Origin of the sequence: Streptomyces sp. NPDC058001, assembly GCF_042886315.1 — a bacterium.
Classification (GTDB): Bacteria; Actinomycetota; Actinomycetes; order Streptomycetales; family Streptomycetaceae; genus Streptomyces.
Genome location: NZ_JBHVQT010000013.1, coordinates 327,495 through 350,654, shown reverse-complemented (window position 1 = coordinate 350,654; position 23,160 = coordinate 327,495). Strand labels below are relative to the sequence as shown.

At 70.6% G+C, this 23,160-nt stretch carries 21 protein-coding genes; 11 read left to right on the top strand and 10 right to left on the bottom strand.

The window, feature by feature from the left end; genetic code table 11:
• Positions 1-271: 271 nt before the first annotated feature.
• Positions 272-970 (bottom strand): O-methyltransferase, encoded by a 699-nt coding sequence (locus ACFVT5_RS31635; RefSeq protein ID WP_389895057.1) that lies wholly within the window; start codon positions 968-970, stop codon positions 272-274.
• Positions 971-1,111: 141 nt separating this feature from the next.
• Here ACFVT5_RS31635 and sigE point away from each other — a divergent pair, with 141 nt between their 5' ends.
• The 5 genes from sigE to ACFVT5_RS31610 all read left to right on the top strand — a co-directional run bounded on the left by sigE (position 1,112) and on the right by ACFVT5_RS31610 (position 6,422).
• Complete coding sequence (sigE, locus tag ACFVT5_RS31630; protein ID WP_389895055.1) at positions 1,112-1,885, top strand: RNA polymerase sigma factor SigE; 774 nt, start codon at positions 1,112-1,114, stop codon at positions 1,883-1,885.
• Positions 1,882-2,832, top strand: coding sequence for an anti-sigma factor family protein (locus ACFVT5_RS31625; protein WP_389895022.1), 951 nt, complete (start codon positions 1,882-1,884; stop codon positions 2,830-2,832). Before sigE ends, ACFVT5_RS31625 begins: the two co-directional genes overlap by 4 nt.
• 155 nt (positions 2,833-2,987) lie before the next feature.
• Complete coding sequence (locus ACFVT5_RS31620; RefSeq protein ID WP_389895020.1) at positions 2,988-4,757, top strand: trypsin-like peptidase domain-containing protein; 1,770 nt, start codon at positions 2,988-2,990, stop codon at positions 4,755-4,757.
• A 154-nt stretch (positions 4,758-4,911) separates the two neighbouring features.
• On the top strand, positions 4,912-5,406 hold the full coding sequence (locus ACFVT5_RS31615; protein WP_389895018.1) for a sec-independent translocase: 495 nt from the start codon (positions 4,912-4,914) through the stop codon (positions 5,404-5,406).
• Between the two features lie 401 nt (positions 5,407-5,807).
• Positions 5,808-6,422, top strand: a complete 615-nt coding sequence (locus ACFVT5_RS31610) for a hypothetical protein (protein ID WP_389895016.1) — start codon at positions 5,808-5,810, stop codon at positions 6,420-6,422.
• A gap of 75 nt (positions 6,423-6,497) precedes the next feature.
• Here ACFVT5_RS31610 and ACFVT5_RS31605 read toward each other — a convergent pair whose 3' ends face one another.
• The 3 genes from ACFVT5_RS31605 to ACFVT5_RS31595 are packed head-to-tail and all read right to left on the bottom strand — an operon-like array spanning position 6,498 to position 9,511.
• The gene (locus tag ACFVT5_RS31605; protein WP_389895014.1) at positions 6,498-7,631 is read right to left on the bottom strand and encodes an Mrp/NBP35 family ATP-binding protein; all 1,134 of its coding nucleotides are present in this window, start codon (positions 7,629-7,631) and stop codon (positions 6,498-6,500) included.
• A gap of 43 nt (positions 7,632-7,674) precedes the next feature.
• Positions 7,675-8,265, bottom strand: a complete 591-nt coding sequence (locus ACFVT5_RS31600; protein ID WP_389895053.1) for a DUF1003 domain-containing protein — start codon at positions 8,263-8,265, stop codon at positions 7,675-7,677.
• The gene (locus ACFVT5_RS31595) at positions 8,234-9,511 is read right to left on the bottom strand and encodes a magnesium transporter MgtE N-terminal domain-containing protein (protein WP_389895012.1); all 1,278 of its coding nucleotides are present in this window, start codon (positions 9,509-9,511) and stop codon (positions 8,234-8,236) included. Before ACFVT5_RS31595 ends, ACFVT5_RS31600 begins: the two co-directional genes overlap by 32 nt.
• 214 nt (positions 9,512-9,725) lie before the next feature.
• Here ACFVT5_RS31595 and ACFVT5_RS31590 point away from each other — a divergent pair, with 214 nt between their 5' ends.
• A complete protein-coding gene (locus tag ACFVT5_RS31590) occupies positions 9,726-10,508 on the top strand; it encodes a hypothetical protein (RefSeq protein ID WP_389895010.1) in 783 nt (260 codons plus the stop codon).
• 70 nt (positions 10,509-10,578) lie between these two features.
• Here the strand turns inward: ACFVT5_RS31590 and ACFVT5_RS31585 are convergent, their stop codons facing one another.
• A complete protein-coding gene (locus tag ACFVT5_RS31585; protein ID WP_389895008.1) occupies positions 10,579-11,082 on the bottom strand; it encodes a hypothetical protein in 504 nt (167 codons plus the stop codon).
• Between the two features lie 13 nt (positions 11,083-11,095).
• Positions 11,096-12,202 (bottom strand): magnesium and cobalt transport protein CorA, encoded by a 1,107-nt coding sequence (locus tag ACFVT5_RS31580; RefSeq protein ID WP_389895006.1) that lies wholly within the window; start codon positions 12,200-12,202, stop codon positions 11,096-11,098.
• Between the two features lie 556 nt (positions 12,203-12,758).
• On the opposite strand from ACFVT5_RS31580, the gene ACFVT5_RS31575 reads away from it, so the two are divergent.
• Entirely contained in the window at positions 12,759-13,343 is a 585-nt protein-coding gene (locus ACFVT5_RS31575) for a suppressor of fused domain protein (RefSeq protein WP_389895004.1), read from the top strand.
• A gap of 120 nt (positions 13,344-13,463) precedes the next feature.
• Here the strand turns inward: ACFVT5_RS31575 and ACFVT5_RS31570 are convergent, their stop codons facing one another.
• A complete protein-coding gene (locus tag ACFVT5_RS31570) occupies positions 13,464-14,675 on the bottom strand; it encodes an MFS transporter (RefSeq protein ID WP_389895002.1) in 1,212 nt (403 codons plus the stop codon).
• Positions 14,676-14,864: 189 nt separating this feature from the next.
• Here ACFVT5_RS31570 and ACFVT5_RS31565 point away from each other — a divergent pair, with 189 nt between their 5' ends.
• The 3 genes from ACFVT5_RS31565 (at position 14,865) to ACFVT5_RS31555 (ending at position 18,174) form a co-directional block, all read left to right on the top strand.
• On the top strand, positions 14,865-15,506 hold the full coding sequence (locus ACFVT5_RS31565) for a DUF6758 family protein (protein WP_389895000.1): 642 nt from the start codon (positions 14,865-14,867) through the stop codon (positions 15,504-15,506).
• 979 nt (positions 15,507-16,485) lie between these two features.
• A complete protein-coding gene (locus ACFVT5_RS31560; protein ID WP_389894998.1) occupies positions 16,486-17,364 on the top strand; it encodes a PHP domain-containing protein in 879 nt (292 codons plus the stop codon).
• A 204-nt stretch (positions 17,365-17,568) separates the two neighbouring features.
• Positions 17,569-18,174: a MarC family protein gene (locus ACFVT5_RS31555; RefSeq protein WP_389894996.1), complete on the top strand. Its 606-nt coding sequence runs from the start codon at positions 17,569-17,571 to the stop codon at positions 18,172-18,174.
• A gap of 131 nt (positions 18,175-18,305) precedes the next feature.
• Here the strand turns inward: ACFVT5_RS31555 and ACFVT5_RS31550 are convergent, their stop codons facing one another.
• The gene (locus ACFVT5_RS31550) at positions 18,306-18,485 is read right to left on the bottom strand and encodes a hypothetical protein (protein WP_389895059.1); all 180 of its coding nucleotides are present in this window, start codon (positions 18,483-18,485) and stop codon (positions 18,306-18,308) included.
• A gap of 314 nt (positions 18,486-18,799) precedes the next feature.
• Between ACFVT5_RS31550 and ACFVT5_RS31545 the strand changes: the two genes are divergently transcribed.
• The gene (locus ACFVT5_RS31545) at positions 18,800-19,672 is read left to right on the top strand and encodes an NYN domain-containing protein (RefSeq protein WP_389895051.1); all 873 of its coding nucleotides are present in this window, start codon (positions 18,800-18,802) and stop codon (positions 19,670-19,672) included.
• Positions 19,673-19,755: 83 nt separating this feature from the next.
• Here ACFVT5_RS31545 and ACFVT5_RS31540 read toward each other — a convergent pair whose 3' ends face one another.
• Positions 19,756-20,733 (bottom strand): alpha/beta fold hydrolase, encoded by a 978-nt coding sequence (locus ACFVT5_RS31540; RefSeq protein ID WP_389894994.1) that lies wholly within the window; start codon positions 20,731-20,733, stop codon positions 19,756-19,758.
• Between the two features lie 127 nt (positions 20,734-20,860).
• The gene (locus ACFVT5_RS31535; protein ID WP_389894992.1) at positions 20,861-22,882 is read right to left on the bottom strand and encodes a DEAD/DEAH box helicase; all 2,022 of its coding nucleotides are present in this window, start codon (positions 22,880-22,882) and stop codon (positions 20,861-20,863) included.
• Between the last annotated feature and the right edge of the window lie 278 nt (positions 22,883-23,160).

The window sequence follows — 23,160 nt, the reverse complement described above, 5'->3', positions numbered from 1 at the left end:
AACGCTCGGCTGGGAAACCCCAGCCGAGCGCCTGCATAAACTGCTCGCCACCACACGTCAGTGATCACGTGTTGCGACGACCCCTGGAATCCGCCTACGCGTTGCCGGGGCTCTGCCGTGTCCGGGGGCATCCGCCCGGCGCGCGACACGCAGGAACGTCCGACGAATCATCCAACCGCCAAGCCGACGAATCGGCGGACCGTGGCCTGATCGGTGAAGCCACTGCGGACTGATCGGTGAAGCCACCGTGACCAGATCGGTGAAGCCGACGTCAGCGCTTGACCGCGCAGAGCAACCCGTCGCCCACCGGCAACAGCGACGGCAGCAGCTCCGCGTTCTCCCGCACCGCCCGCACCAGCTCCCGCAGCCGCAGTACTTCCATCGGCTGCGGCCCGGCATCCACCGTCCGGCCGTCCGCGAAGACGCCCTCGAAGCACACCAGGCCCCCCGGACGCAGCAGGCGCAACGATTCAGCTAGGTAGTCGAGGCACTCCATACGGTCCCCGTCACAGAAGACGAGGTCGTAGCCGCTGTCCGCGAGACGCGGCAGTACGTCCAGCGCCCGGCCCGGAATGAAACGGGCCCGGTTGCTCGCGAACCCCGCCGTGCGGAACGCCTGCCGCGCGAACTGCTGCCGCTCCGGCTCGGGATCCACCGTCGTGAGCACCCCGTCCGCCCGCATTCCGTGCAGCAGATGCATTCCGGACACACCGGTCCCCGTGCCGATCTCGGCGACGGCCTTGGCGCCCGCCGTGGCGGCGAGCATCCGCAGCGTGGCGCCCGTGCTGGGCGACACCGGGCGCAGCCCTGCCTCCCGGGCCCGGTCACGGGCCCAGCGCAGTGCCTCGTCCTCGGCGACAAAGGCGTCGGCGAACGCCCAGCTCGTCTGCCGGTTGCCGGTGATGACCGTCTCCTGTCCCCGTAGATGCCTGGCCGTGACTGTATCCGTTGGGCCCGGGAACCCGCAGATGGGACCGGGCGTTTAGAGGGGTGGGGAACAGAGCGGGGGGACGAAATGGATCAGGACGGCGAGCAAGTCGAGACGCATGAGCCGAAGCACGTACCAAATTCACGTAAAAACGCTTATCCGGAGCTAACGGGCGAGGTGGCTATGGTAGGGGCTCCACTGGACACCACCAGAGCCGATAGGGGAGGTGCGGCTGCGCCTGCGGAAAGGAGAGGAGTGCTCCGGCGTCTTCTTCGATCACCGGGTGAGCCGAAATCCGTGACCGACACCGCTGACCGTTTCCACGCTGCCCACTCCGCACAGACCGCGACCTTCGCCGCCGACGCGGACGCGCAGTCGTGGACTCCGCCCACCTGGGAGGAGATCGTCAGCACGCACAGCGGACGGGTCTATCGACTGGCCTACCGTCTGACGGGCAACCAGCACGATGCCGAGGACCTTACCCAAGAAGTCTTCGTCCGTGTGTTCCGATCGCTGTCGACCTACACTCCCGGCACCTTCGAGGGCTGGCTTCACCGGATCACCACGAATCTCTTCCTGGACATGGTGCGCCGTAAGCAGCGCATCCGCTTCGACTCCCTCGGGGACGACGCCGCCGAGCGTCTCCCGAGCCGTGACCCGTCACCGCAGCAGGTCTTCAACGACACCCACTTCGACGCGGATGTCCAGCAGGCGCTCGACACCCTGGCGCCGGAGTTCCGCGCCGCCGTCGTCCTGTGCGACATCGAGGGGCTGTCCTACGAGGAGATCGCGGCGACCCTGGGCGTCAAGCTCGGTACGGTCCGCAGCCGGATCCACCGTGGCCGCTCGCAGCTGCGCAAGGCCCTCCAGCACCGGTCTCCCGAGGCCCGTGCCGAGCGGCGTGCGCTGGCGGTGACCGGAGCCGCCGCGGTGGGAGGAGGGGGCGCGACCGCGTGAGTGGATCACGTCCGACACCTGTCGAGCAGCATCTGGGAGACCGGCTGGCCGCTCTGGTCGACGGTGAGCTGGGCCATGACTCGCGTGAGCGGGTCCTCGCCCACCTCGCCACCTGCGCCAAGTGCAAGGCCGAGGCCGACGCACAGCGGCGCCTCAAGAACGTGTTCGCGGAGGCTGCGCCCCCGCCTCCTTCGGAGAGCTTCCTGGCCAGGCTCCAGGGGCTGCCCGGGGGAGGTGACAGTGACGACGACGGCGGCCTGCCGTCGACCGGGGGAATGTTCGGCCGGGGGATCTTCGGCATGACCCCTGACCCGTTCACCTACGCCCCGGCCGGGCCGCACGCGCCTGTCCTGCCGGCGGCGGAGCGAGGGTTCCGTATCCATTCCGTGGGGAGATCCGACGCCGAGCGGTCCGCCGCGCGGGGCCGCCGGCGCTTCGCGTTCGCCGCGGCGGGGGCGGTCTCCCTGGCCGCTATCGCGCTCGGCGGGGTCTCCACCAGCTTCCCGGCCGAGACCGGTGGCGCCGCCCGTGGCGCGGGAAGTGACAACGTCACACCGATGCGTACCCAGGGCGCGGGCGCCGTCCCCTCGTCCGACGCCTCCCGGCGGCGGACGACCTCACCCATGCTCGGGCAGCGTTCCGGCGGCGCCCTGGCCGCACCCGTCGCTCCCACATCGGTCACCGCTCCGCTGCTGCCCGGTGCGCCGACGCCGATGCCGAGCGGTGAGATCGCGAACGCCGTCCGTGCTCTCGCGGCGCCCATGCTCGCCGGTGCCGCCGCGACCTCCCCGCTCATACGGTCGCTGCCCGATGTCACATCGGCGACCTTTTCGTCGGCCCCGTCAGGGCTCACGGCGCTGGACGGGCCACTGCCGGGACTGCTCAGTGCACCCGTCACCGGCGCCGCCCCGTCGCCCGGTGGGGCCACCGCGTCGCCGGTCCGCTGACACGGCACCCTCCGCCGAGCGGCCCGAACCTGGTTGAATTCCCGGATGGGACACGGCTCCGGGACAGAACCGGGCCGCTGATCCGACCAGACGAAGTGCGGTGACCGCCGTGCGACCGCCGAAGGGCGGTACCGCCGGCCAGGTGCGGGGAGATCATGGACGACGGCAGGTCCAACGGCGAGGGCGCCACAGTTGACGGGCAGCGCGGAGGCCGTTCCGGCACGGAGTGGTCCGGTGCCGAAGCCCCCGCGGGCGGTGGATCCGGGCTCAGCGGTGGGTCCGGATTCGGTTCGGGACCCGTTTCCGGCTCAGGACCCATTTCCGGTTCGGGCTCCGGTGAGGGGGAGCGGGCGAGGCCCCTGCACGACCCGGATCCCTACAGCACCCCGCCCTATGGGGGCCCGGGACCGTGGGCGCCCGCGCCGCCCGTACAGCATCCGGGCACGACGCCCCCGCACGGGGTGAGCATGCCGGAGGCTCCCGCAGGCATTCCGGCGCCGGGCGCACCGCTGCCGCCCCACGTGCCGTCCCACCCGACGCCCCCGCCGCACCAGAGCCAGCAGCCGTACGGCTCCCCGCACCATGACTCCCAACCCCATGACTCCCGGCCTCCCGGCACCCAGCCCTACGACTCCCAGCCCCACAGCACCCCGTCCCACGGCACCCCGCCCCCCGGCGGCCCGTCGCACGGCTCCCCGTCCTACGGTGTGCCGCCTCAGGCCGCCGCCGGTCCGGTCGCCCCTGACCCCTGGCAGCGGTACGACCCCTGGAGCGCACCCCTCCAGCAGAACGGCGCCGTGCCCGAGGGGGCGACGCGTCCTCCGCGCCGGGGGCGGCTCCTCGTCGCGGGGGTGGCGCTCGCGCTGGTCGCCGGTGGCATCGGCGGCGCCGTCGGCTCGTATCTGGAGCAGAACGGCGGGACCACGGTCGAACTGCCGCAGGCCGACGTCGAGTCCAAGGACCGTGCCCCGGACAGCGTCGCCGGGATCGCCGCCAGCACGCTGCCCGGCGTGGTGACCCTGCATGTACGCGGCAGCTCCGAACAAGGCACCGGCACCGGGTTCGTCCTCGACGGCCGCGGCCACATCCTCACCAACAACCACGTCGTGGAGCCCGCCGGTACCGGGGGCGTGATAACGGTCACGTTCAGCGGCGGCGAGACGGCCAAGGCGGAGGTCGTCGGACGGGACTCCGGGTACGACCTCGCCGTGGTCAAGGTGACCGGCGTTTCCGGACTCAAGCCACTGCCCCTCGGCAACTCCGAGAACGTCCAGGTCGGTGACCCCGTCGTCGCCATCGGCGCCCCCTTCGACCTGGCCAACACCGTCACCTCCGGCATCATCAGCGCCAAGGAGCGGCCCATCACGGCGGGCGGCGAGAAGGGCGACGGCAGCGACGTCTCGTACGTGGACGCGCTCCAGACGGACGCGCCCATCAACCCGGGCAACTCGGGCGGGCCGCTGGTCGACGCCAAGGGTCGGGTCATCGGCATCAACAGCGCCATCCGGTCCGCCGACAGCGGTTCCGAACCGGGCGGCGGGCAGGCCGGTTCCATCGGGCTCGGCTTCGCCATCCCCATCAACCAGGGCAAGCGGGTCGCCGAGGAACTGATCAACACCGGCAAGGCCACCCACCCCGTGATCGGCGTCACCCTCGACATGGACTACACGGGCGACGGCGCCCGGGTCGGCACCCGGGGCAACGACGGCGGCCCGTCCGTGACCCGGAACGGCCCCGGCGACAAGGCCGGAATCCGCGCCGGTGACGTCATCACCGAGGTCGACGGGCAGCGGGTGAACTCCGGCGAGGAGCTGATCGTCAAGATTCGCGCCCATCGCCCCGGTGACCGGCTCGAACTCACCGTGGAGCGGGACGGGCAGAAGAGGAAGGTCGCGCTGGTCCTGGGCTCAGCGGGAGGGAACTGACGGTGGACATCCCGGAAAACCTGCCGTGTACAGGAGGTCGAGAGGTACGGGACAGTTCCGGACGCACCGGGTGGCCGGGTACCGTGGGTCCGGTCCGGGACCATGGACGACCTGACGACCTGCTGCGGGCCGGGGACATCGCAAGGAGTTCTAGGTGTTCAATGACATAGGCCCACTGGAATTGGTGGCGCTCATCGTCCTCGCCGTGCTCGTGTTCGGCCCGGACAAGCTGCCCAAGATGATCCAGGACGTCACGCGCACCATTCGGAAGGTCCGCGAGTTCTCGGAGAGCGCGAAGCATGACATCCGGGAGGAACTGGGCCCCGAGTTCAAGGACTTCGAATTCGAGGACCTCAACCCCAAGACGTTCATCCGCAAGCACCTGGACAGTGACGAGCTGGGGCTCAAGGAGATCCGGAACGGGTTCGACCTGAAGAAGGAAATGGCCGAGCTGACGGACGCCGTGCACGGTCGTGAGAGCGACACCGCCGAGGGTGAATCGTCGACCCCGTCCGCGTCCTCCGCTCCGTCTTCCTCCTCCTCGTCAGGCGGCGGGGGGACCGGCTCCGGTGGGCGTATCGACATGAGCAAGAAGCGGCAGGAACTCGACCCGGGCGAGCGTCCCCCATTCGACGCCGACGCGACCTGACGAGCGCGCCCTGACGCGGTACGGAGACCGTACTGACGCCCGTACGGAAGCCCCGTACCGACTCGCGTACGGAAGCTCGTACTGACGCGCCCCGCCGCGAGCTGACCCGCTCTCTCGCGCCCCCGGGGCGATTCCGCCGCGCCCCCTGAGCCCCCCGTGCCTCCATGTGACGCATATCGCTGCCCTCATGCCCATACCACTCCCGTCAACCGGGCGACACCGGGACGTACTCCGCGTGTTGATGGCGTGGAGTGGTCGGTTTGCGACCCACCCCATCAGTGGTTTCGTGGTGCGTGGGGGAGAGATGGTTATTCTGCCTAGTTGTTGTGCGGGCTGTCAGGAGATCGCCCGAGGGGGGCGGGCCAACTCCGGTCCGACTAGAGCGAGGAGGCGTCCGCGTCATGGAGACGACAAGTCGGGTGCGCACGGTCGATGACTACCTGCTGGCGCCCTTCCCCTGGTACGGCCTCGACGAGGCGTTCACCGGGCAGCGCTGGCTGATGAATGTCGGCGCGTCCGCCGAAGGCACCGTGGAGCACGGTTCCGTCGGGCACGGGGACGAACCGTCGCTGCGGTGGGCGGCCGACGGGCGCGACGGGGAGAGAGAGCGCTTCGCGGTCGTCGTGACCGTCGCGGCGAACCCGGTCCGGCGGACGGCGGACAACACGGGAGTGCTGGAGGCGACCTCGGTCTCCTCGGCCGCGTGGCTGGCCGGATCGGGCCTGCTCGCGGTGACCTGGCCGGCCCAGATGGACCACACCCTCCGGGACGACTGGCTGGAGCAGCAGACCGAGACCGCGTTCGTCCTCGCGGACGACCTGGCCGGCGCCGACTGGTCGGCGCTGTCGCTTCCGGTCGACGGTGTGCCGACACCGTTTCACTACCGCGAGTCCGAGTTCGGCTGGGTACTCGCCGGGTCCACGCGCGAGGGCGTCCACCTGGGTGCGTACGGGCGGGGGATGAGCGCGTACGGGCTCGGCTTCTCCGTGGTCAAGGACCTCACCGCGTACGCGTAGCCCCGTACCTCGTGGAGGGGGCACCCGGCCGGTCACGGCGCCCCCTCGGACGGCCCTCGGAACGTGTCGCGGACCTCAGAACTTGTTGCGCGGCGTGATCCCGAGCGACATCCCTGAAAGGCCCCGCTGCCGGCCGCCCAGCTTCCCCGCGATGGCCCGCAGCGCGGCACCCGCGGCGGAGTCGGGGTCGGACAGGACCACCGGCTTGCCTTCGTCGCCGCCCTCACGCAGCCGTACGTCGATCGGGATGGACCCGAGGACCGGGACCGTGGCGCCCGTCGTCCGGGTGAGCCCGTCGGCGACGCTCTGGCCGCCGCCCGTACCGAACACGTCGACCATCTCGCCGCAGTGCGGACACGGCAGGCCCGCCATGTTCTCGACCACGCCCACGATCTTCTGGTGGGTCTGGACCGCGATGGAACCGGCCCGCTCGGCGACCTCCGCGGCGGCCTGCTGAGGCGTCGTCACCACCAGGATCTCGGCGTTCGGCACGAGCTGCGCGACGGAGATCGCGATGTCGCCGGTGCCCGGCGGAAGGTCCAGGAGCAGCACGTCCAGGTCGCCCCAGTAGACGTCCGCGAGGAACTGCTGAAGGGCGCGGTGCAGCATCGGGCCGCGCCACACCACCGGCGCGTTGCCGGGCGTGAACATCCCGATGGAGATGACCTTCACGCCGTGCGCGGACGGCGGCATGATCATGTTCTCGACCTGGGTCGGCCGCCCGTCGGCGCCGAGCATGCGCGGCACGGAGTGGCCGTAGATGTCGGCGTCCACGACGCCGACCTTCAGACCGTCCGCCGCCATCGCCGCCGCCAGGTTGACGGTCACGGACGACTTGCCGACGCCGCCCTTGCCGGACGCGACCGCGTACACCCGCGTCAGCGAGCCCGGCTTCGCGAAGGGGACCTCGCGCTCGGCCTGCCCGCCGCGCAGCGAGGACGTCAGCTCGCGCCGCTGCTCGTCGCTCATGACGTCGAGCGTCACCTCGACGCCCGTGACGCCCTCGACCCCCGAGACGGCCTCGGTCACCCTGTTGGTGATGGTCTCGCGCATCGGGCAGCCGGAGACCGTGAGATAGATGGTCACCGCGACGGCACCGTCCGTGCCGATCTCCACCGATTTGACCATCCCCAGTTCGGTGATGGGCCGGTTGATCTCGGGATCGTTCACCGTCGCCAGCGCTTCACGCACCGCGTCTTCCGTAGCCATACGGACGATGGTACGGCGCCCACCAGGGGGGCCGGACAGCCCCTCAGCGGTCGTCTGTGTCACTTTCGGACCGCTCGACGGACCTTTCGATGGGCAGGGGCGGTCGCCGCTCGTCCAGCGCCCGCAGCAGATCTTCCAGCTCGGAGCGGATCCAGTCGCGCGTCGCGACCTCACCGAGACCCGTGCGGAGGGCGGCGACCTCACGGCTGAGGTACTCGGTGTCGGCGATCGAGCGCTCGTTCTGCTTGCGGTCCTGTTGGAGGTTGACCCGGTCCCGGTCGTCCTGCCGGTTCTGGGCGAGCAGGATCAGCGGGGCCGCGTACGACGCCTGGAGGGAGAGGACAAGCGTCAGAAAGATGAACGGATAAGGGTCGAAGCGGAGTTCCCGGGGAGCCCACACATTCCAGACGACCCAGATGACGATCGTGACCGTCATCCAGACCAGGAAGCGCCCGGTGCCCAGGAAGCGGGCGATCCGCTCCGACATCCGGCCGAAGGCGTCCGGGTCGTACTCCGGCAGCAGTCTGCGGCGGCGGGCGAGCGGCAGGTCGAGTCGGGGCAGGCCGGGCCGCGCAGGCTCACCGCGGACGGCCGGCTCGCGCTCAGGGCTCACCGTTCGCCTCCCCGGGCTGATGGAACTCGGTCTCCCGCCAGTCCTCGGGCAGGAGATGGTCGAGCACGTCGTCCACGGTGACCGCGCCGAGCAGGGACCCGCCGTCGTCGACCACGGGCGCGGCGACCATGTCGTACGTGGCGAAGAAGCCGGCCACCGCGGGCAGTGAGTCGCCGGGTGTGAGCGGTTGCAGATCGGTGTCGAGGATCGAGCCGACCAGTGAGTACGGGGGATCGCGCAGCAGCCGCTGGAAGTGCACGGTGCCGAGGTACTTCCCGGTCGGCGTCTCGTCCGGCGGCCGGCACACGTACACCTGCGCGGCGAGCGCGGGCGACAGATCGGGGTTGCGTACGCGCGCGAGGGCGTCCGCGACCGTCGCGTCCGGCCGCAGCACGATCGGCTCGGTCGTCATCAGACCGCCCGCCGTACTCTCCTCGTACGCCAACAGCCGGCGCATGTCCGCCGCGTCGTCGGGCCGCATCAGGCCGAGCAGCCGCTCCTGGTCGTTCTCCGGCAGCTCCGACAGCAGGTCGGCCGCGTCGTCCGGGTCCATGGCCTCCAGGATGTCCGCCGCACGCTCCTCCTTGAGCTTGCCGAGGATCTCGATCTGATCGTCCTCGGGCAGCTCTTCGAGTACGTCGGCGAGCCGGTCGTCGTCCAGGGCCGCGGCGACCTCCGAACGGCGCTTGGCGGACAGGTGGTGCAGGACGTTGGCCAGGTCGGCGGCGCGCAGCTGTTCGAAGGTGGCGAGCAGGGTCTCCGCGCCCTGACCCTGCTCGTCCAGCGAGAAGCCGCTGACGGCGGACCACTCGACGGTCAGCGTCTCGCCGCGGCTCCTGCGGAAAGCACCGCCTTTGCCCTTGCGTACGAAGAGGCGGTCGATCTCCCATTCGCGGCGGGACGAGATCTGCCGTACCGACAGATCGAGGACGGTCACCTCCTCGTCGGTCTCGACGAGCCGGATCCGCCGGTCGAGCATCTCGCCGAACACCAGCCGCTCGGTGGGGCGCTGTTCGAAGCGGCGCACGTTCAGAACGCCGGTGGTGAGGACCTGCCCGGCCTGGATGCCGGTCACCCGGGTGATCGGGAAGAAGACGCGGCGGCGCCCTGACAGCTCCACGACAAGGCCGAGCAGCCGGGGCGGGCGGCGGTCGACGCGGAACTGGGCGACGAGATCGCGGACCCGGCCGACCTGGTCGCCGTTCGGGTCGAAGACGGCGATGTCCGCGAGGTGCGACACGAAGACTCTGGGGGCGCCGGACGCCATGACGCGCCTCCCTGGGTCGCGCTGCGCGGTGCGGCCCGGTCCACCCCACCCACGCTTGTCCGTCAATTCACATAACTCCGGGTAATTCGGGCTTCAGGCTAGCCCGTCCCGGTCGGTGGCGCCTTGGCTGACGGTCCGGAAGGACTGGGTCCGACGGGCTCGCGTGACACCGGTACGCTGCCGTACGCCGCTGGCGCAGTGGCGCCACCCCCGCATGAGAGGCAGCCCCCCTGTGTCTGCATTTCCCCAGGGCCGCATCCGCAGAGCGGCGATGGTGAGCGTGGTGTGCGCGGGGGTGATCGCGGCGGGCGCCGGGCTCACGGGGTGCTCATCCGAAGACCCCGACGCGGGCACCAACGGGGTCGGCAAACTGGCCGCCGACAAGATCCAGAGCAAGTCGCGTACGGCGGCCGAGTCGGCCTCCTCGGTACGGCTGTCCGGCACCGTCGTCAGCAAGGGCCTGACGTACAAGCTCGACATGCGGCTGAAGGGGAACGGCGGTACCGGGTCGGTGACCTCCAAGAAGGGCACGTTCCGGCTGCTGCGCGTGGGCGAGCACCTGTTCCTCAAGGCGGATTCCGGTTTCTGGAGCCACGAGGACGACGGCAAGGGCGATTCCTCGGAGTCCGACAAGGCGGTCGCGAACAAGCTCGACGGTAAGTACGTGAAGGTGCCCCAGGGCGACCCCGCGTATCAGCAGCTCAGTGGCTTCACCGATATGAAGCTGCTGCTCGAAGGGCTCCTCACCCTCCACGGCAAGCTCGACAAGGGGGACCGGGAGGACTCGGGAGGGGTCCGTACCGTGCAGGTCACCGGTGACAAAGGCGCCGGCGGGACGCTCGACGTGTCCCTGGAGGGCACCCCGTTCCCGCTGCGTCTGGTACGCGCCGGGGACGCCGGCACGATCAGCCTGACGGACTGGAACAAGGAGTTCGTCCTGAAGGAACCGGACAAGACGGAGACGGTGGATTACGGCAAGCAATTGCCTACGTCTTGAGGGCCCTTTTCTGAGTTTCCGGGCCTTCGGGTTTCCGGGCTTTCGGGTTTCCGGTCGGCGGCGGCTTCGCTCAGCGGCGGCGTTTGCGCAGGAGGCGGGGGAGGGCCGCCGGGATCGGATGGCGCGTGGTGGCCGGGGTGGGGAGGGGCGGGGCCGCATCGGAGCCGGGTGAGGGGTCCACGAGGGGGCCCTGTGGCTCCAGGCGCAGGACACGGCACTCCCGAGCCCACCGCGCCGGCACCCCTTCCCCGTCCGGCGCGTTCAGCCGCTTGCCCTTCAGCTCCGCCACGGCCGCCTCCCACGCCTCCGTACCGGGAGCCAGCTCCACGACCCGCGCGGTCCACCCCACGAGCCGCCCGCCCTTGTCCTTGCTGCGTACGGTGACCGTGGCCGTACCCCCGTCGACCAGCTCCGGCAGCGGCTGCTCGCCGGGCCCGTCGCCGACGAGATGCGCGGCGCCGTCGTGCCACACGTGCCACAAGGCCCGCGTGGGTCCGGCGCCCCGCACCCAGATGAGTCCGGACTTCTTCGTGGCCTCCTCGACGAGGGCCTGGTCGAGCAGCGAATCCGTCATGGCCCCAGCGTAGTCAGAGCCAGCCGTTGCGCTTCAGGGTGCGGTGGATCGTGAGGCAGATCCCGACCGTGATCCCGAGCACCATCGGATACCCGTACGTCCAGCGCAGCTCCGGCATGTGGTCGAAGTTCATGCCGTACACGCCGCAGACCATGGTCGGTACGGCGATGATGGCCGCCCAGGACGTGATCTTGCGCATGTCCTCGTTCTGTGCGACGGACGCCTGCGCGAGGTTGGCCTGGAGGATCGAGTTCAGCAACTCGTCGAAACCGACGACATGTTCCTGCACGCGCGCGAGGTGGTCGGCGACATCGCGGAAGTACTTCTGGATGTCGGGGTCGACCAGCCGCATCGGCCGCTCGCTGAGCAGTTGCATGGGCCGCGCGAGCGGAGCGACCGCCCGCTTGAACTCCAGGACCTCCCGCTTGAGCTGGTAGATCCGACCGGCGTCCACTCCGCGTGAACCGCCTTTGCGGCCCGGCGAGAACACCTCGGTCTCGACCTCGTCGATGTCGTCCTGCATGGCGTCCGCGACCGCGAGATATCCGTCCACGACATGGTCGGCGATCCCGTGCAGTACCGCCGAAGGCCCTTTGGCGAGGAGTTCCGGCTCGTCCTGGAGCCGGTGCCGCAGCCCCCGCAGGGACCCCTGTCCGCCGTGCCGCACGGTGATGAAGAAGTCCCGCCCGGTGAAGCACATCACCTCGCCGGTCTCCACGACCTCGCTGGTCGCGGTGAGTTCGGCGTGCTCGACGTAGTGGATGGTCTTGAACACCGTGAAGAGCGTGTCGTCGTACCGCTCCAGCTTGGGCCGCTGATGCGCGTGCACGGCGTCCTCGACGGCCAGCGGATGCAGCCCGAACTCGGCCGCGATCACGGCGAATTCGGCCTCCGTTGGCTCGTGCAGACCGATCCACGCGAAGCCGCCGTCGCGCCGCACCTGGAGCATCGCGCCGTGCGGTGTCAGGCACTCCGCGGACTCGACGCGGCGCCCGTCGCGGTAGACGGCGCAGTCGACGACGGCGGACGGCGTCGCGGGGTCTCGGGTCGTGTCGTAGGGGCTGTCGTCCTTGCGCGGCGCGGGCCGGACGGCGGCGCGCAGGTCACGGATCATCGACATGGGCAGGCTCCTTCGCTACGGGGCCGCCGGGCGAGGGCTGGAACTACCCGGAATGAGGACGTCCTGCTACGGAGGTCGGTGACGTCCACAAAGCGGGGAGCACCGCGCCTTCGCGGTGGCGGCTTCGCTGCTGATACGGATCAGACGTGATCAGACGTGATCAGACGGATCAGTCAGTTCAGGCGGGAACCACGGGCTCTTCCGTCATACGCCGGGCGAGGACAGACGATCAGACTGACCTGGACGCGGGGCGCGAACGCCGGGGAGTAGCTGCCGGAGCTACGGGGACTCAGCGGTCGGAAGAGCGGGTGGTACTGCCCGGGTGACTTCGATCCATTGCAGCCCCACCTCCTCCGGCCGGTCCCCCGTAGGGGAGGTCCATGACGTCGGGGCGTGAGGGTGACGCTTCAGCGTGCTACCCCGACCAGCGGCCAAGAGTATCAGCCGACTGAAGTGTCGGCCCCCGCCTTTACCCGTTGAATACGCGTTCCATGCACCGGAGCCGCTCCGAAAAGCGGCTGGCATGGGGGTGACGTGGGGGTTCTATGCTCGCCGCATGGCTGATGTTCTTGCGCTGGTCGAGGCCCGGCTGCGGATGACCCTGGGCGAACCGGACGCGCGCGCGGCGGTGACGTTCCTGGGCACGGACCGTATCGAGGTGCTCCGCTTCACCGGCGACGGCCTGGCGCGTTACGTGACCCTGGGCATGTCCGCCCACCCGATGACGGACCCGACGGCGGTCGTCGCGGATCCGGAGCGGGGTCCGCGCGCGGAACTGGTCCTGTCGGTACGGTCCGGGCTCGCCGACACCGACAAGGCGCTCCGGCCCCTCGCCGTACTGGCGGCCTCGCCCCAGGTCGAGGGTCTGGTGGTGGCCCCCGGCGCCTCACTCGACGTCGGCGAACCCCTGTGGCCCGGCGCGCCGTTCACATCGGTCCTGGTCGCCGAGTCCGGCGGTCTGGTGGAAGACCTGGAACTGGACGCTCCGCTGGATTCCGTACGGTTTCTGCCGCTGTTGCCGATGACGGCGAACGAGGCCGCGTGGAAGAGGGTGCGGGGGGCCGACGCGCTTCAGGAGCGGTGGCTCGGTGCGGGTACGGATCTGCGGGATCCGTTGCGGTCGGGGGTAGGGCTGGAGTGAGGGGTCGGTTTTGTGGGGGCCGGTGAGTTTGGCTTACTGGGTCATTGGGTCGGCGGCTCGTTGGGTCACTGGGTCATCGGCTCAGCGGGTCTTGGCTCATCGGCTCATCGGCTCGTTGGTTCAGTTGGCGAAGGCCGAGACGCCGTCCTCCGTCGCATGGCGCGGTGCGAGTTCCTCCGCCTCGTGCGTGAGGGACGTCCTGCGCACCCACACGACCACCGCTGCGGCCACCGCCGTCACCGCCGCGACCACGAACGGGATGTGGATGTCGCTCCACTCCTCGATCTTCGGCGCGAAGAACGGGGCCGCCGCGGCGGCGAACCAGCGGACGAAGTTGTATCCGGCGCTGGCGACCGGACGGGGCGCGTCCGAGACCCCGAGCGCCAGTTCGGTGTAGACGGTGTTGTTCACGCCGATCAGCGCGCCCGACAGGATCGTGCAGACCACGGCCGTGGTGTGGCTGCCGTAACCGAGGACGAGGACGTCCAGCGCGAGCAGCACGAGGGAGCCGCCGAGCACCTTGAGCGAGCCGAAACGCCTCTGGAGGCGGGGCGCGACCAGCACCGAGAACAAGGCGAGCAGCACACCCCAGGCGAAGAACACCGCACCGGACTTGTACGGGGTCATGTTCAGTACGAACGGCGTGAAGGCCAGGACCGTGAAGAACGTGTAGTTGTAGAAGAACGCCGAGACGGCCGCTGAGGCCAGACCGCCGTGGCCGAGCGCCTTGAGCGGATCGAGGAGCGAGGTCTTGCGCGCCGGCTTCGGCTGCTCCTTCAGGAACACCGTGATGCACAGGAAGCCGATGGCCATCAGGGCGGCGGTGCCGAAGAACGGGTAGCGCCAGCTGGCGTTCCCGAGGAGCGCCCCTGCCAACGGGCCGCACGCCATGCCGAGCCCGAGCGCCGACTCGTACAGCAGGATCGCCGCCGCGCTGCCGCCGGCCGCGGCGCCGACGATGACGGCGAGCGCCGTCGAGACGAAGAGGGCGTTGCCCAGGCCCCAGCCCGCGCGGAATCCGACGAGTTCGCCGACCGAGCCCGAGGTGCCGGACAGGGCCGCGAAGACGACGACCAGGGCGAGACCGAGGAGCAGGGTCCGGCGTCCGCCGATCCGGCTGGAGACGAAGCCGGTCACCAGCATGGCCACGGCGGTGATCAGGAAGTACGAGGTGAAGAGCAGGGAGACCTGGCTCGGCGTCGCCTCAAGACCCTTGGCGATCGAAGGGAGGATCGGGTCGACGAGTCCGATGCCCATGAAGGCGACGACGGATGCCCCGGCGGTGGCCCAGACCGCCTTCGGCTGACGCAGGAGGTTGGTACTGCTCCGCATACCCACTCCTCACTGTGAATCAAGACTGTGAATCAAGGTTGATCAAGGTGGTGGGGTCCTTGGTCTATGCACACAATAAGTTAGGTAGACTAATTAATGTAAGCTACACTTAATTACGCCTGGTCGCGGGCGCTCCGGACGAGTGATCGTCCTTGACGCGAGGACGGCCGGGGAGGACCGTTGGCACCTATGAGGGGCGAACCCAGTTGCCCGAAGTGTGGTGGCCGGGTCAGGGCTCCCGGACTTTTCGCCGATGCCTGGCAGTGCGATGTCCATGGGCCGGTGCACCCGTTGCAGCCCGTGATCCCGCCCAGCGTCGAGGCCCTCGGTGTGGTGGTGCACCGCGCTCAGGTGCCTGTCTGGATGCCGTGGCCCCTTCCCGTCGGCTGGCTGTTCACCGGGGTGGCCTACGCGGGTGACGACCGCAGCGGTGGGCGCGCGACGGCGGTGGCCTGCTCGGGACCGGGGCCGCTGGGCGGCATAGGGGAGCTGGTGCTGGTCGCCGAGGAACTGGGCGTCGGGCTGGGCGCGCGGTACGCCGGCATCGACGGACCCGACCCCGGCCCCTTCATCAGCGTCGAGAAACCCCCTCAGGCCAAGGTCCTGGCGGCGGGCCGTCCCACACCGCTGTGGCATGTATCGGGCACACCCGACGACCGCGCGGTCTTCGCCGGCGAGGCGCTCGGCCTCTGGCTCTGGGCGGTGGTCTGGCCGGAGCAGTCGGGCCTGCTCATGTACGACGAACTCGTCCTCACGGACCTCCGCGACGCGGGCGCGGAAGTAGACCTACTCCCTTGCGGAGCCCTGACCCCCCGAATCCTCTCCCCCTGACCCAACGAGACGCTCCGCTGGGTTGACGGGTACCCGGCACCGTCGGACCCCCGACTCGCGGCCGGCCGGCCTCGGCGGACTTCCCCTGGGCGGGGCGCCCCTCTCCCTGGCAGAGAGTTTCGTCCCGCCGGAATGCCAGATCGGGGGGTGCCGCCCCTGGGCGCAAGCCCTCTTCCCCGCCAGGTGATCTCTTCCCGCTGCGATGGCGCTTCGCCGGGCCGGCGGGGGACCGGCGGAACACCCTTAGGTGCCGGTCGCACGGCTTGCAGCCGATCGGCGGCCGGGCTACCCCGTCCGGTGGCGGCCCCCTTCCCCCTCAGGGGCCTACTTCCCGCCGCGACGCCGCGACGCCGCGACGGCGCTTCGCCGGGACGGTGGGTGTCCGGCGGAATGCCCGACGGCATCGTGTGCCCGGCTCGCGCTCGGACGGCTCCTGCGGGCGGGGCGCAGGTGGGGTGCCACTCTCGCTGGCGGAGCGTTTCGACCGGTCAGAACACCGCGCCGCGCGGGCCGCGCTCGGCCGAAAAGTCTTCCCCGCCAGGTGATCTCTTACCGCTGCGATGACGTTCCGCTGGGAGGGCGGGTATCCCGTGGAATACCCGACGGCGTCAGGCACGCGGCTTGTAGCCGAACAGCCTGCCGCCGCCCGGCAGGGAGCCCCGTTTCCCGCCAGGGGATTTTTTGCCGCCGCGACGGCGCTCCGCCGGGGCGGCGAGTGTCCGGCGGTATGTCCGGCGGCGTGGCCCTTCTGCGGTAGGGGTTTCCTCCAGCCGTAAGGGCATCGCGGCAGCGGGGACGCCTCCGGCGGGGGCAACCTCCCGCCGCGACGGTGCTCCGCCGGGACCGCGGAAGTCTTGCGGAACCCCCAGGCAGCCCCCGCCCCCGGCACGGGACCGGCCCCCCGCCCAGGGGACAAAGGGCACCCGGCGCCCCGGTATCCTGGGGCGTCCCCGTCCCCCCGTTCGGTCTGGAGCCAAGCGTGCGTATTGACCTGCACACCCACTCCACCGCATCCGACGGCACGGACACCCCGGCCGAACTGATCCGCCGGGCAGCCGCCGAGGGGCTGGACGTCGTCGCGCTGACCGACCACGACACCACCCGCGGCCACGCGGAAGCCATCGACACCCTCCCCTCCCTCGACCGCGACCTCACCGTCGTCACCGGCGCCGAACTCTCCTGCCGCCTCAACGGCATCGGCCTGCACCTGCTCGCGTACCTCTTCGACGCCGACGAACCGGAACTCCTCCGCCAGCGCGAACTCGTCCGCGACGACCGGGTCCCCCGCGCTCAGGGCATGGTCCGCAAGCTCCAGGACCTGGGAGTCCCGGTGACCTGGGCACAGGTCGCCCGGATCGCCGGTGACGGTTCCGTCGGCCGCCCCCACATCGCGGAGGCCCTGATCGAACTCGGCCTGATCTCCTCCGTCTCCCACGCCTTCACGTCCGAGTGGCTCGGCGACGGCGGCCGGGCGTACGTCGCCAAGCACGAACTGGACCCCTTCGAGGCCATCCGCCTGGTCAAGGCGGCGGGCGGAGTCACCGTCTTCGCGCACCCGGCAGCCGCCAAACGCGGCCGTATCGTCCCCGAATCGGCCATCGCCGAATTCGCGTCGGCCGGACTCGACGGCATCGAGGTCGACCACATGGACCACGAACCGGCCACCCGCGCACGGCTGCGCGGACTCGCCGGTGACCTGGGACTCCTCGCCACCGGATCCAGCGACTACCACGGACACCGCAAGACCTGCGTACTCGGCGAGTTCACCACCGACCCCGAGGTCTACGGCGAGATCACCCGGCGCGCCACGGGAGCCTTCCCCGTGCCGGGAGCCGGGGGTCCGGCCCGCACCGCCTGAGCCGATGCGCTGATCCGGTCAGGGGCCGCCCGCCCCCACTCGGCCTTCGCCCTGGCCGCAGTCGGGTGTCCGTCCCGCTCCGGTTCCATCCGTGTCGCGTTTCGTGTCGCGTTCCGTCCCACTCCGGTCCCGGCCGGCTCCGGGGCTGTGCCCTTCAGGCGCGGCCCACCCCCTTTCCGTTCACACACTCTCGCAAGGCTTCCCGTGTTCGACCTCGCCGTCTTCGGCTCCCTCTTCCTCACCCTCTTCGTGATCATGGACCCCCCGGGAATCACCCCGATCTTCCTCGCGCTCACCGCCGGCCGCCCCGGCAAGGTCCAGAAGCGGATGGCGTTCCAGGCCGTCTGCGTGGCCTTCGGAGTGATCGCCGTCTTCGGTCTCGTGGGACAGCAGATCCTCGACTATCTGCATGTCTCCGTACCCGCCCTGATGATCGCGGGCGGTCTGCTGCTCCTGCTGATCGCGCTCGACCTGCTCACCGGCAAGACCGACGAACCCCAGCAGACCAAGGACGTCAACGTCGCCCTCGTACCGCTCGGAATGCCGCTGCTCGCCGGGCCCGGCGCGATCGTGTCGGTGATCCTCGCCGTGCAGAAGGCCGACAGCGCCGGCGCCCAGGTCTCCGTATGGGTCGCGATCCTCGCGATCCACGCTGTGCTCTGGGTCGTCATGCGGTACTCGCTGTTCATCATCCGCGTGATCAAGGACGGCGGGGTCGTCCTGGTCACCCGGCTCGCGGGCATGATGCTCTCGGCCATCGCCGTGCAGCAGATCATCAACGGCGTGACACAGGTGATCAAGGGAGCGTGACCCACTCGCCCCGTGCCCGCCGCGCGGGGCGAGCCGCCCTCCGACCTCGCGCAAGCGCAGGGCCCTCGCGCGACCGCGGTGTTCGACCGCGTCGCGCGAGGGCCCTGAAGAGTGTCGTCAGTGCTCGCGTCCTACGAGGCCGGGGATTCGGCCGGCCGTATGTAGAGCCGCCGGCCGGTGGCCGCGGCCTGCTGCACGATCTGATTGACGGAGGCGGCGTCCACGACGGTGCTGTCGACGGCGGTGCCGTCCACATCGTCAAGGCACATGATCTCGAAGCGCATCACGCTTCTCCCTTCGTCGGTGGTCATCCTCCTGAAGGAGAACTACTGGTTCGGGACAGAAGTCTTGTCCCTGTGCCGGACACGGCGATTGCCTGCCCGTAAAGAGTGGATTGCGCGGCAACACTGCCCCGCTCCCACACTCTCCTCAACGGGTTGCCCTCAGCAAACATTCCCTACGCTAAGGAAATTTTTCGTCTACCTAATTACCCACGGGTAACCCGAGGTGACCCGACGGGTTGTGCCCTCTCCGTGACAGCCCGGACAATGGGCGCCATATGAACCACGAAATCCCCGGCACCGAACTCCCCGGATCCGAAGACAGCCCGACGACGCCCGCGCTGATGGCCCGCCTGGACCGCACCAACGAGCTGCTCCAGCGCATGCTGGCCGAGGTCGCGAAGACCCCGTCCACCCACGCGATCTTCGTGGACGCCGGGTACCTGTACGCCGCGGCCGGCCGGCTCGTCGCGGGCACCGAGGACCGTCGCGCCTTCGACCTCGACGCGCAGGGGCTGATCGACGCGCTGATCGACCGGGCCCGCATGATCTTCGCGGACAGCCGACTCCTGCGCGTCTACTGGTACGACGGGGCAAGGCGCCGTATCCACACCGCCGAGCAGCAGACCATCGCGGAACTCCCCGATGTGAAGGTCCGCCTCGGCAACCTCAACGCCAACAACCAGCAGAAGGGCGTCGACTCCCTCATCCGCACCGATCTGGAGTCACTGGCCCGGCACCGCGCGATCAGCGACGCGGCCCTTGTCGGCGGCGACGAGGACCTGGTCTCGGCGGTCGAGGCCGCGCAGGGCTACGGCGCGCGCGTGCACCTGTGGGGCGTCGAGGCACCCGACGGGCGCAACCAGGCCGAACCGCTGCTCTGGGAGGTCGACAGCCAGCGGACCTTCGACCTCGACTTCTTCAAGCCGTACGTGTCCCGGCGCACCACCGTCGGCTACGACATGACGGCGACCCCACGCCCCGCGCGCGAGGACGTGCGTTTCGTGGGCGCGCAGATCGCCGCCAAATGGCTCGGCGCCCGTGGCCGCGAGGCTCTGGTGGACCTGCTGCCCGGCCACCCCTACCTGCCCGGCTCCGTCGACCAGGACCTCCTGGTGGAGGCCGAGGGGCTGCTCCAGTACTCCCTGCGCGGCCAGTCCGACCTGCGCCGCGCCCTGCGGGACGGCTTCTGGGAGCACTTGCGTACGCAGTACTGAGACCCAGGCAGTGCAGTACTGAGAATCAAGCAGCCCCAAGCAGTACTGAGGCGCTTTCGTGCTCCCGGACGGACGACAGCTTCTCAGTCGACGGTGTCCCAGAAGGCCGCCAGTGCCGCCGCCGTCTCCTGCGGGCGGTCCGTGTTCGGCGAGTGCTCGGCCCCGCGTACGACCGTGCGGCGCGCTCCGAGTCGTACGGCCATGTCGTCCAGGAGCGGTAGCGGCCAGGTGTCGTCCCGCTCGCCGGAGATCACATGCTTGGGCAGCGGCAGTGCGGCGAGTTCACCGACCCGGTCCGGTTCCACGCACAACTGCCGCCCGGTGACGATGAGTTGGGACGGGCTCGTAAGGAGCCAGCGCCTGCGCAGGTCGTCGGCGTCGTCCAACCCCTGGTCGAGACCCGGCACTTCGGCACCGCTGGCGGTGTCCTCCGGGGGTGGCGGTTCCATGCTCTGGATCGCGGCCCAGACCTGGGCCATGTCCATCACCGTGAGGGCGTCCCGCAACAGCTTCACGCGCTCCTGCTGCGATGGGGAGATCTGCGCGGGCCCGGACGCCATCAAGGTGAGCGACCGGAACGGCGCGACGTCCAGCAGCACGGCCGCGCGCGCGACGAGACCGCCCAGCGAATGCCCCAGGAGATGGACGGGACCGCCCGCAAAGGTGTCGCCCGCGAAGGTGCCGCCCGCGAAGGAGCCGTCAGCAAAGGCGCCCTCGCCGAAGGTGTCGTCCGCAAAAGCGCCACTCACCGCGGTGGCCTGGGCGATGACATCGCGCGCGAGTTGCTCCTGCGCGTAGGGCGTCTCGTCGTCGCGGGGACCGTCGGACTCGAACTGCCCGCGACCGTCCACGGCGACCGTCCGGTATCCGGCGGCGGCCAGGGGCGTGTGCAGGGCGATGAAGTCCTCCTTGCTGCCGGTGAACCCGGGCAGCAGCAGGGCGGTGCCTTTGGTGTGCCCGGTGACGGCGGGCGACGCGATGGCGGCGAAGTCCCCGCGCGCGGTGCTGAGCCGCAGTGCGCGGGTGCCGGGCGGGGGGACGAAGGAGGGCGGCCTGCTCATGGCACGAGGCTAGTGTCCCGGCCCCGGACAGGAGTTCTCACCCCGGGCCCCGAAGCACACAGGGCGATCGGGTACGCCGATGGCCCGGCCCCACCGCGCGCGGGGGACCGGGCCATCAGGATGTACGTCAGACCTCGGGGGCCTCGGCGACCTTGCGGGTGCGGCGGCGCTTGGGCTTGGCCTCGGCGGTCTCCTCGCCCGCAGCGGCCACCTTCGCCTCGACGGCCTCCGTGGCGGCGGCGGTCTCGGCGGCTGCCGCGGTCTTGCGCGTCCGGCGCCGGGGCTTGGCCTCGACGACTGTGCCGGCCTCGGCGCTCGCGCCGGTCGCCTCGGCGGCGTCGCCCGGCTGGGCCGGGATCTCGGCCGTGACGACCGCCGGAGCGGCCTTGCGGGTGCGGCGGCGGGGCTTGGCGGGTGCCTCGTCGGTGGCCTGCGCCGCGATCTCCGCGACGGCGGTGTCGACGGCCGTGGCGGTCTCGGCCGCCTCGGCCACGACCACCGGCTCGGCGGTCTTCCGGGTCCGGCGGCGCCGCTTGGGCTCCTCCGTCACCGGCTCGGCGGCCTCGGCGGTGTCGACGGCGGCCTCGGCCGCCTCCGGCGCCGCTGTCACGGCGTCCGTGGCCCCGGAACGCGTCCGGCGCCTGCGTCGGGGCGTACGGGGCTCGCTGTCGGCCTCGGCATCGACGGCGGGCGCGCTGGCGGCCACGGCGGCCTCCGTCGCGTCACCGGACGTCTGTACCGGAACCCGGGCGGGCCCGGACGACTGCGTGCCGTCCGTCGTGGTGGGCTCCGCCGCGTTCACGCCCTCCAGGGGCGACCCCGCGCGCGTACGACGCCGACGACGGGGCGTACGGGCCGGACGCTCGCGCTCGCTGTCCCGCTCGCGGTCCTTGTCCCTGTCCCTGTCCCTGTCCGGCGCGGCGACCCGGCCGCCGCGTCCGCGCTGTCCACGGCCACCGGTCTCGCCGAGGTCCTCGACCTCTTCGGCCGCGAGCCCCGCGCGCGTGCGCTCGGCCCGGGGCAGGATGCCCTTCGTGCCCTCGGGGATCTTCAGGTCCTCGAAGAAGTGCGGCGACGTGGAGTATGTCTCGGGCGGATCGGGGAACTTCAGGTCGAGCGCCTTGTTGATGAGCTGCCAGCGCGGGATGTCGTCCCAGTCGACCAGCGTGACCGCCGTACCGGACGCGCCCGCGCGGCCCGTGCGGCCGATGCGGTGGAGGTACGTCTTCTCGTCCTCCGGCGACTGGTAGTTGATGACGTGCGTGACGCCCTCGACGTCGATACCGCGCGCGGCGACGTCGGTGCAGACGAGCACGTCCACCTTGCCGTTGCGGAACGCGCGCAGGGCCTGCTCGCGGGCGCCCTGGCCCAGGTCGCCGTGGACCGCGCCGGAGGCGAAGCCGCGGCGCTGGAGCTGCTCGGCGATGTCCGCGGCCGTCCGCTTGGTGCGGCAGAAGACCATGGCGAGACCGCGGCCGTCGGCCTGGAGGATGCGCGAGACCATCTCCGGCTTGTCCATGGAGTGCGCGCGGTACACGTGCTGCGTGGTGTTCGCCACGGTCGCGCCCTGGTCGTCCGGCGCGGTGGCGCGGATGTGCGTGGGCTGCGACATGTAGCGCCGGGCCAGACCGATCACGGCGCCCGGCATGGTCGCCGAGAACAGCATCGTCTGGCGCTTCGGCGGCAGCATGTTGATGATCTTCTCGACGTCGGGCAGGAAGCCCAGGTCGAGCATCTCGTCGGCCTCGTCCAGGACGAGGCAGCGCACGTGCTTGAGGTTGAGCTTCTTCTGGCCCGCGAGGTCCAGGAGGCGGCCCGGGGTGCCGACGACGACGTCGACGCCCTTGCGCAGCGCCTCGACCTGCGGCTCATAGGCCCGGCCGCCGTAGATCGCGAGGACGCGTACGTTGCGGACCTTGCCGGCCGTCAGGAGGTCGTTGGTGACCTGGGTGCACAGCTCGCGCGTGGGAACCACGACAAGGGCCTGGGGGGCCTCGGTGAGCTGCTCGGGACGGGCGCGGCCCGCCTCGACGTCGGCGGGGACGGTGACCCGCTCCAGGAGGGGGAGTCCGAAGCCGAGCGTCTTGCCGGTGCCGGTCTTGGCCTGGCCGATGACGTCGGTCCCGGAGAGCGCTACGGGGAGCGTCATCTCCTGGATGGGGAACGGATTGGTGATGCCGACGGCCTCAAGGGCCTCGGCTGTCTCGGGAAGGATCCCGAGATCTCGGAAAGTCGTAGCCTGCGTAGTCAGGGTGTTGCCTCTTCTGTGAGACGCGGCGTGAGGCGAACGCTGGGGGTCGTGACCGTGCTGTGTACCGCCGGCCGCCTGGGGGGCGGACCGCGTCGCATGGGACCACTGCCGACGCTCGGAGCTGTCGTGCCGCTGAGGGCCCCTCCGGATGCCGTACGCACAGTGCCGTACGGCGT

What these genes read in the sequence shown, in the direction of transcription:
- sigE (WP_389895055.1), top strand. Translation starts at nt 1,112, where the DNA reads ATGGTAGGGGCTCCACTGGACACCACCAGAGCCGATAGGGGAGGTGCG.
- ACFVT5_RS31620 (WP_389895020.1), top strand. Translation starts at nt 2,988, where the DNA reads ATGGACGACGGCAGGTCCAACGGCGAGGGCGCCACAGTTGACGGGCAG.
- ACFVT5_RS31610 (WP_389895016.1), top strand. Translation starts at nt 5,808, where the DNA reads ATGGAGACGACAAGTCGGGTGCGCACGGTCGATGACTACCTGCTGGCG.
- ACFVT5_RS31605 (WP_389895014.1), bottom strand. Translation starts at nt 7,631, where the DNA reads ATGGCTACGGAAGACGCGGTGCGTGAAGCGCTGGCGACGGTGAACGAT.
- ACFVT5_RS31595 (WP_389895012.1), bottom strand. Translation starts at nt 9,511, where the DNA reads ATGGCGTCCGGCGCCCCCAGAGTCTTCGTGTCGCACCTCGCGGACATC.
- ACFVT5_RS31590 (WP_389895010.1), top strand. Translation starts at nt 9,726, where the DNA reads ATGAGAGGCAGCCCCCCTGTGTCTGCATTTCCCCAGGGCCGCATCCGC.
- ACFVT5_RS31585 (WP_389895008.1), bottom strand. Translation starts at nt 11,082, where the DNA reads ATGACGGATTCGCTGCTCGACCAGGCCCTCGTCGAGGAGGCCACGAAG.
- ACFVT5_RS31580 (WP_389895006.1), bottom strand. Translation starts at nt 12,202, where the DNA reads ATGTCGATGATCCGTGACCTGCGCGCCGCCGTCCGGCCCGCGCCGCGC.
- ACFVT5_RS31575 (WP_389895004.1), top strand. Translation starts at nt 12,759, where the DNA reads ATGGCTGATGTTCTTGCGCTGGTCGAGGCCCGGCTGCGGATGACCCTG.
- ACFVT5_RS31570 (WP_389895002.1), bottom strand. Translation starts at nt 14,675, where the DNA reads ATGCGGAGCAGTACCAACCTCCTGCGTCAGCCGAAGGCGGTCTGGGCC.
- ACFVT5_RS31565 (WP_389895000.1), top strand. Translation starts at nt 14,865, where the DNA reads ATGAGGGGCGAACCCAGTTGCCCGAAGTGTGGTGGCCGGGTCAGGGCT.
- ACFVT5_RS31550 (WP_389895059.1), bottom strand. Translation starts at nt 18,485, where the DNA reads ATGACCACCGACGAAGGGAGAAGCGTGATGCGCTTCGAGATCATGTGC.
- ACFVT5_RS31545 (WP_389895051.1), top strand. Translation starts at nt 18,800, where the DNA reads ATGGCCCGCCTGGACCGCACCAACGAGCTGCTCCAGCGCATGCTGGCC.
- ACFVT5_RS31540 (WP_389894994.1), bottom strand. Translation starts at nt 20,733, where the DNA reads ATGAGCAGGCCGCCCTCCTTCGTCCCCCCGCCCGGCACCCGCGCACTG.
- ACFVT5_RS31535 (WP_389894992.1), bottom strand. Translation starts at nt 22,882, where the DNA reads ATGACGCTCCCCGTAGCGCTCTCCGGGACCGACGTCATCGGCCAGGCC.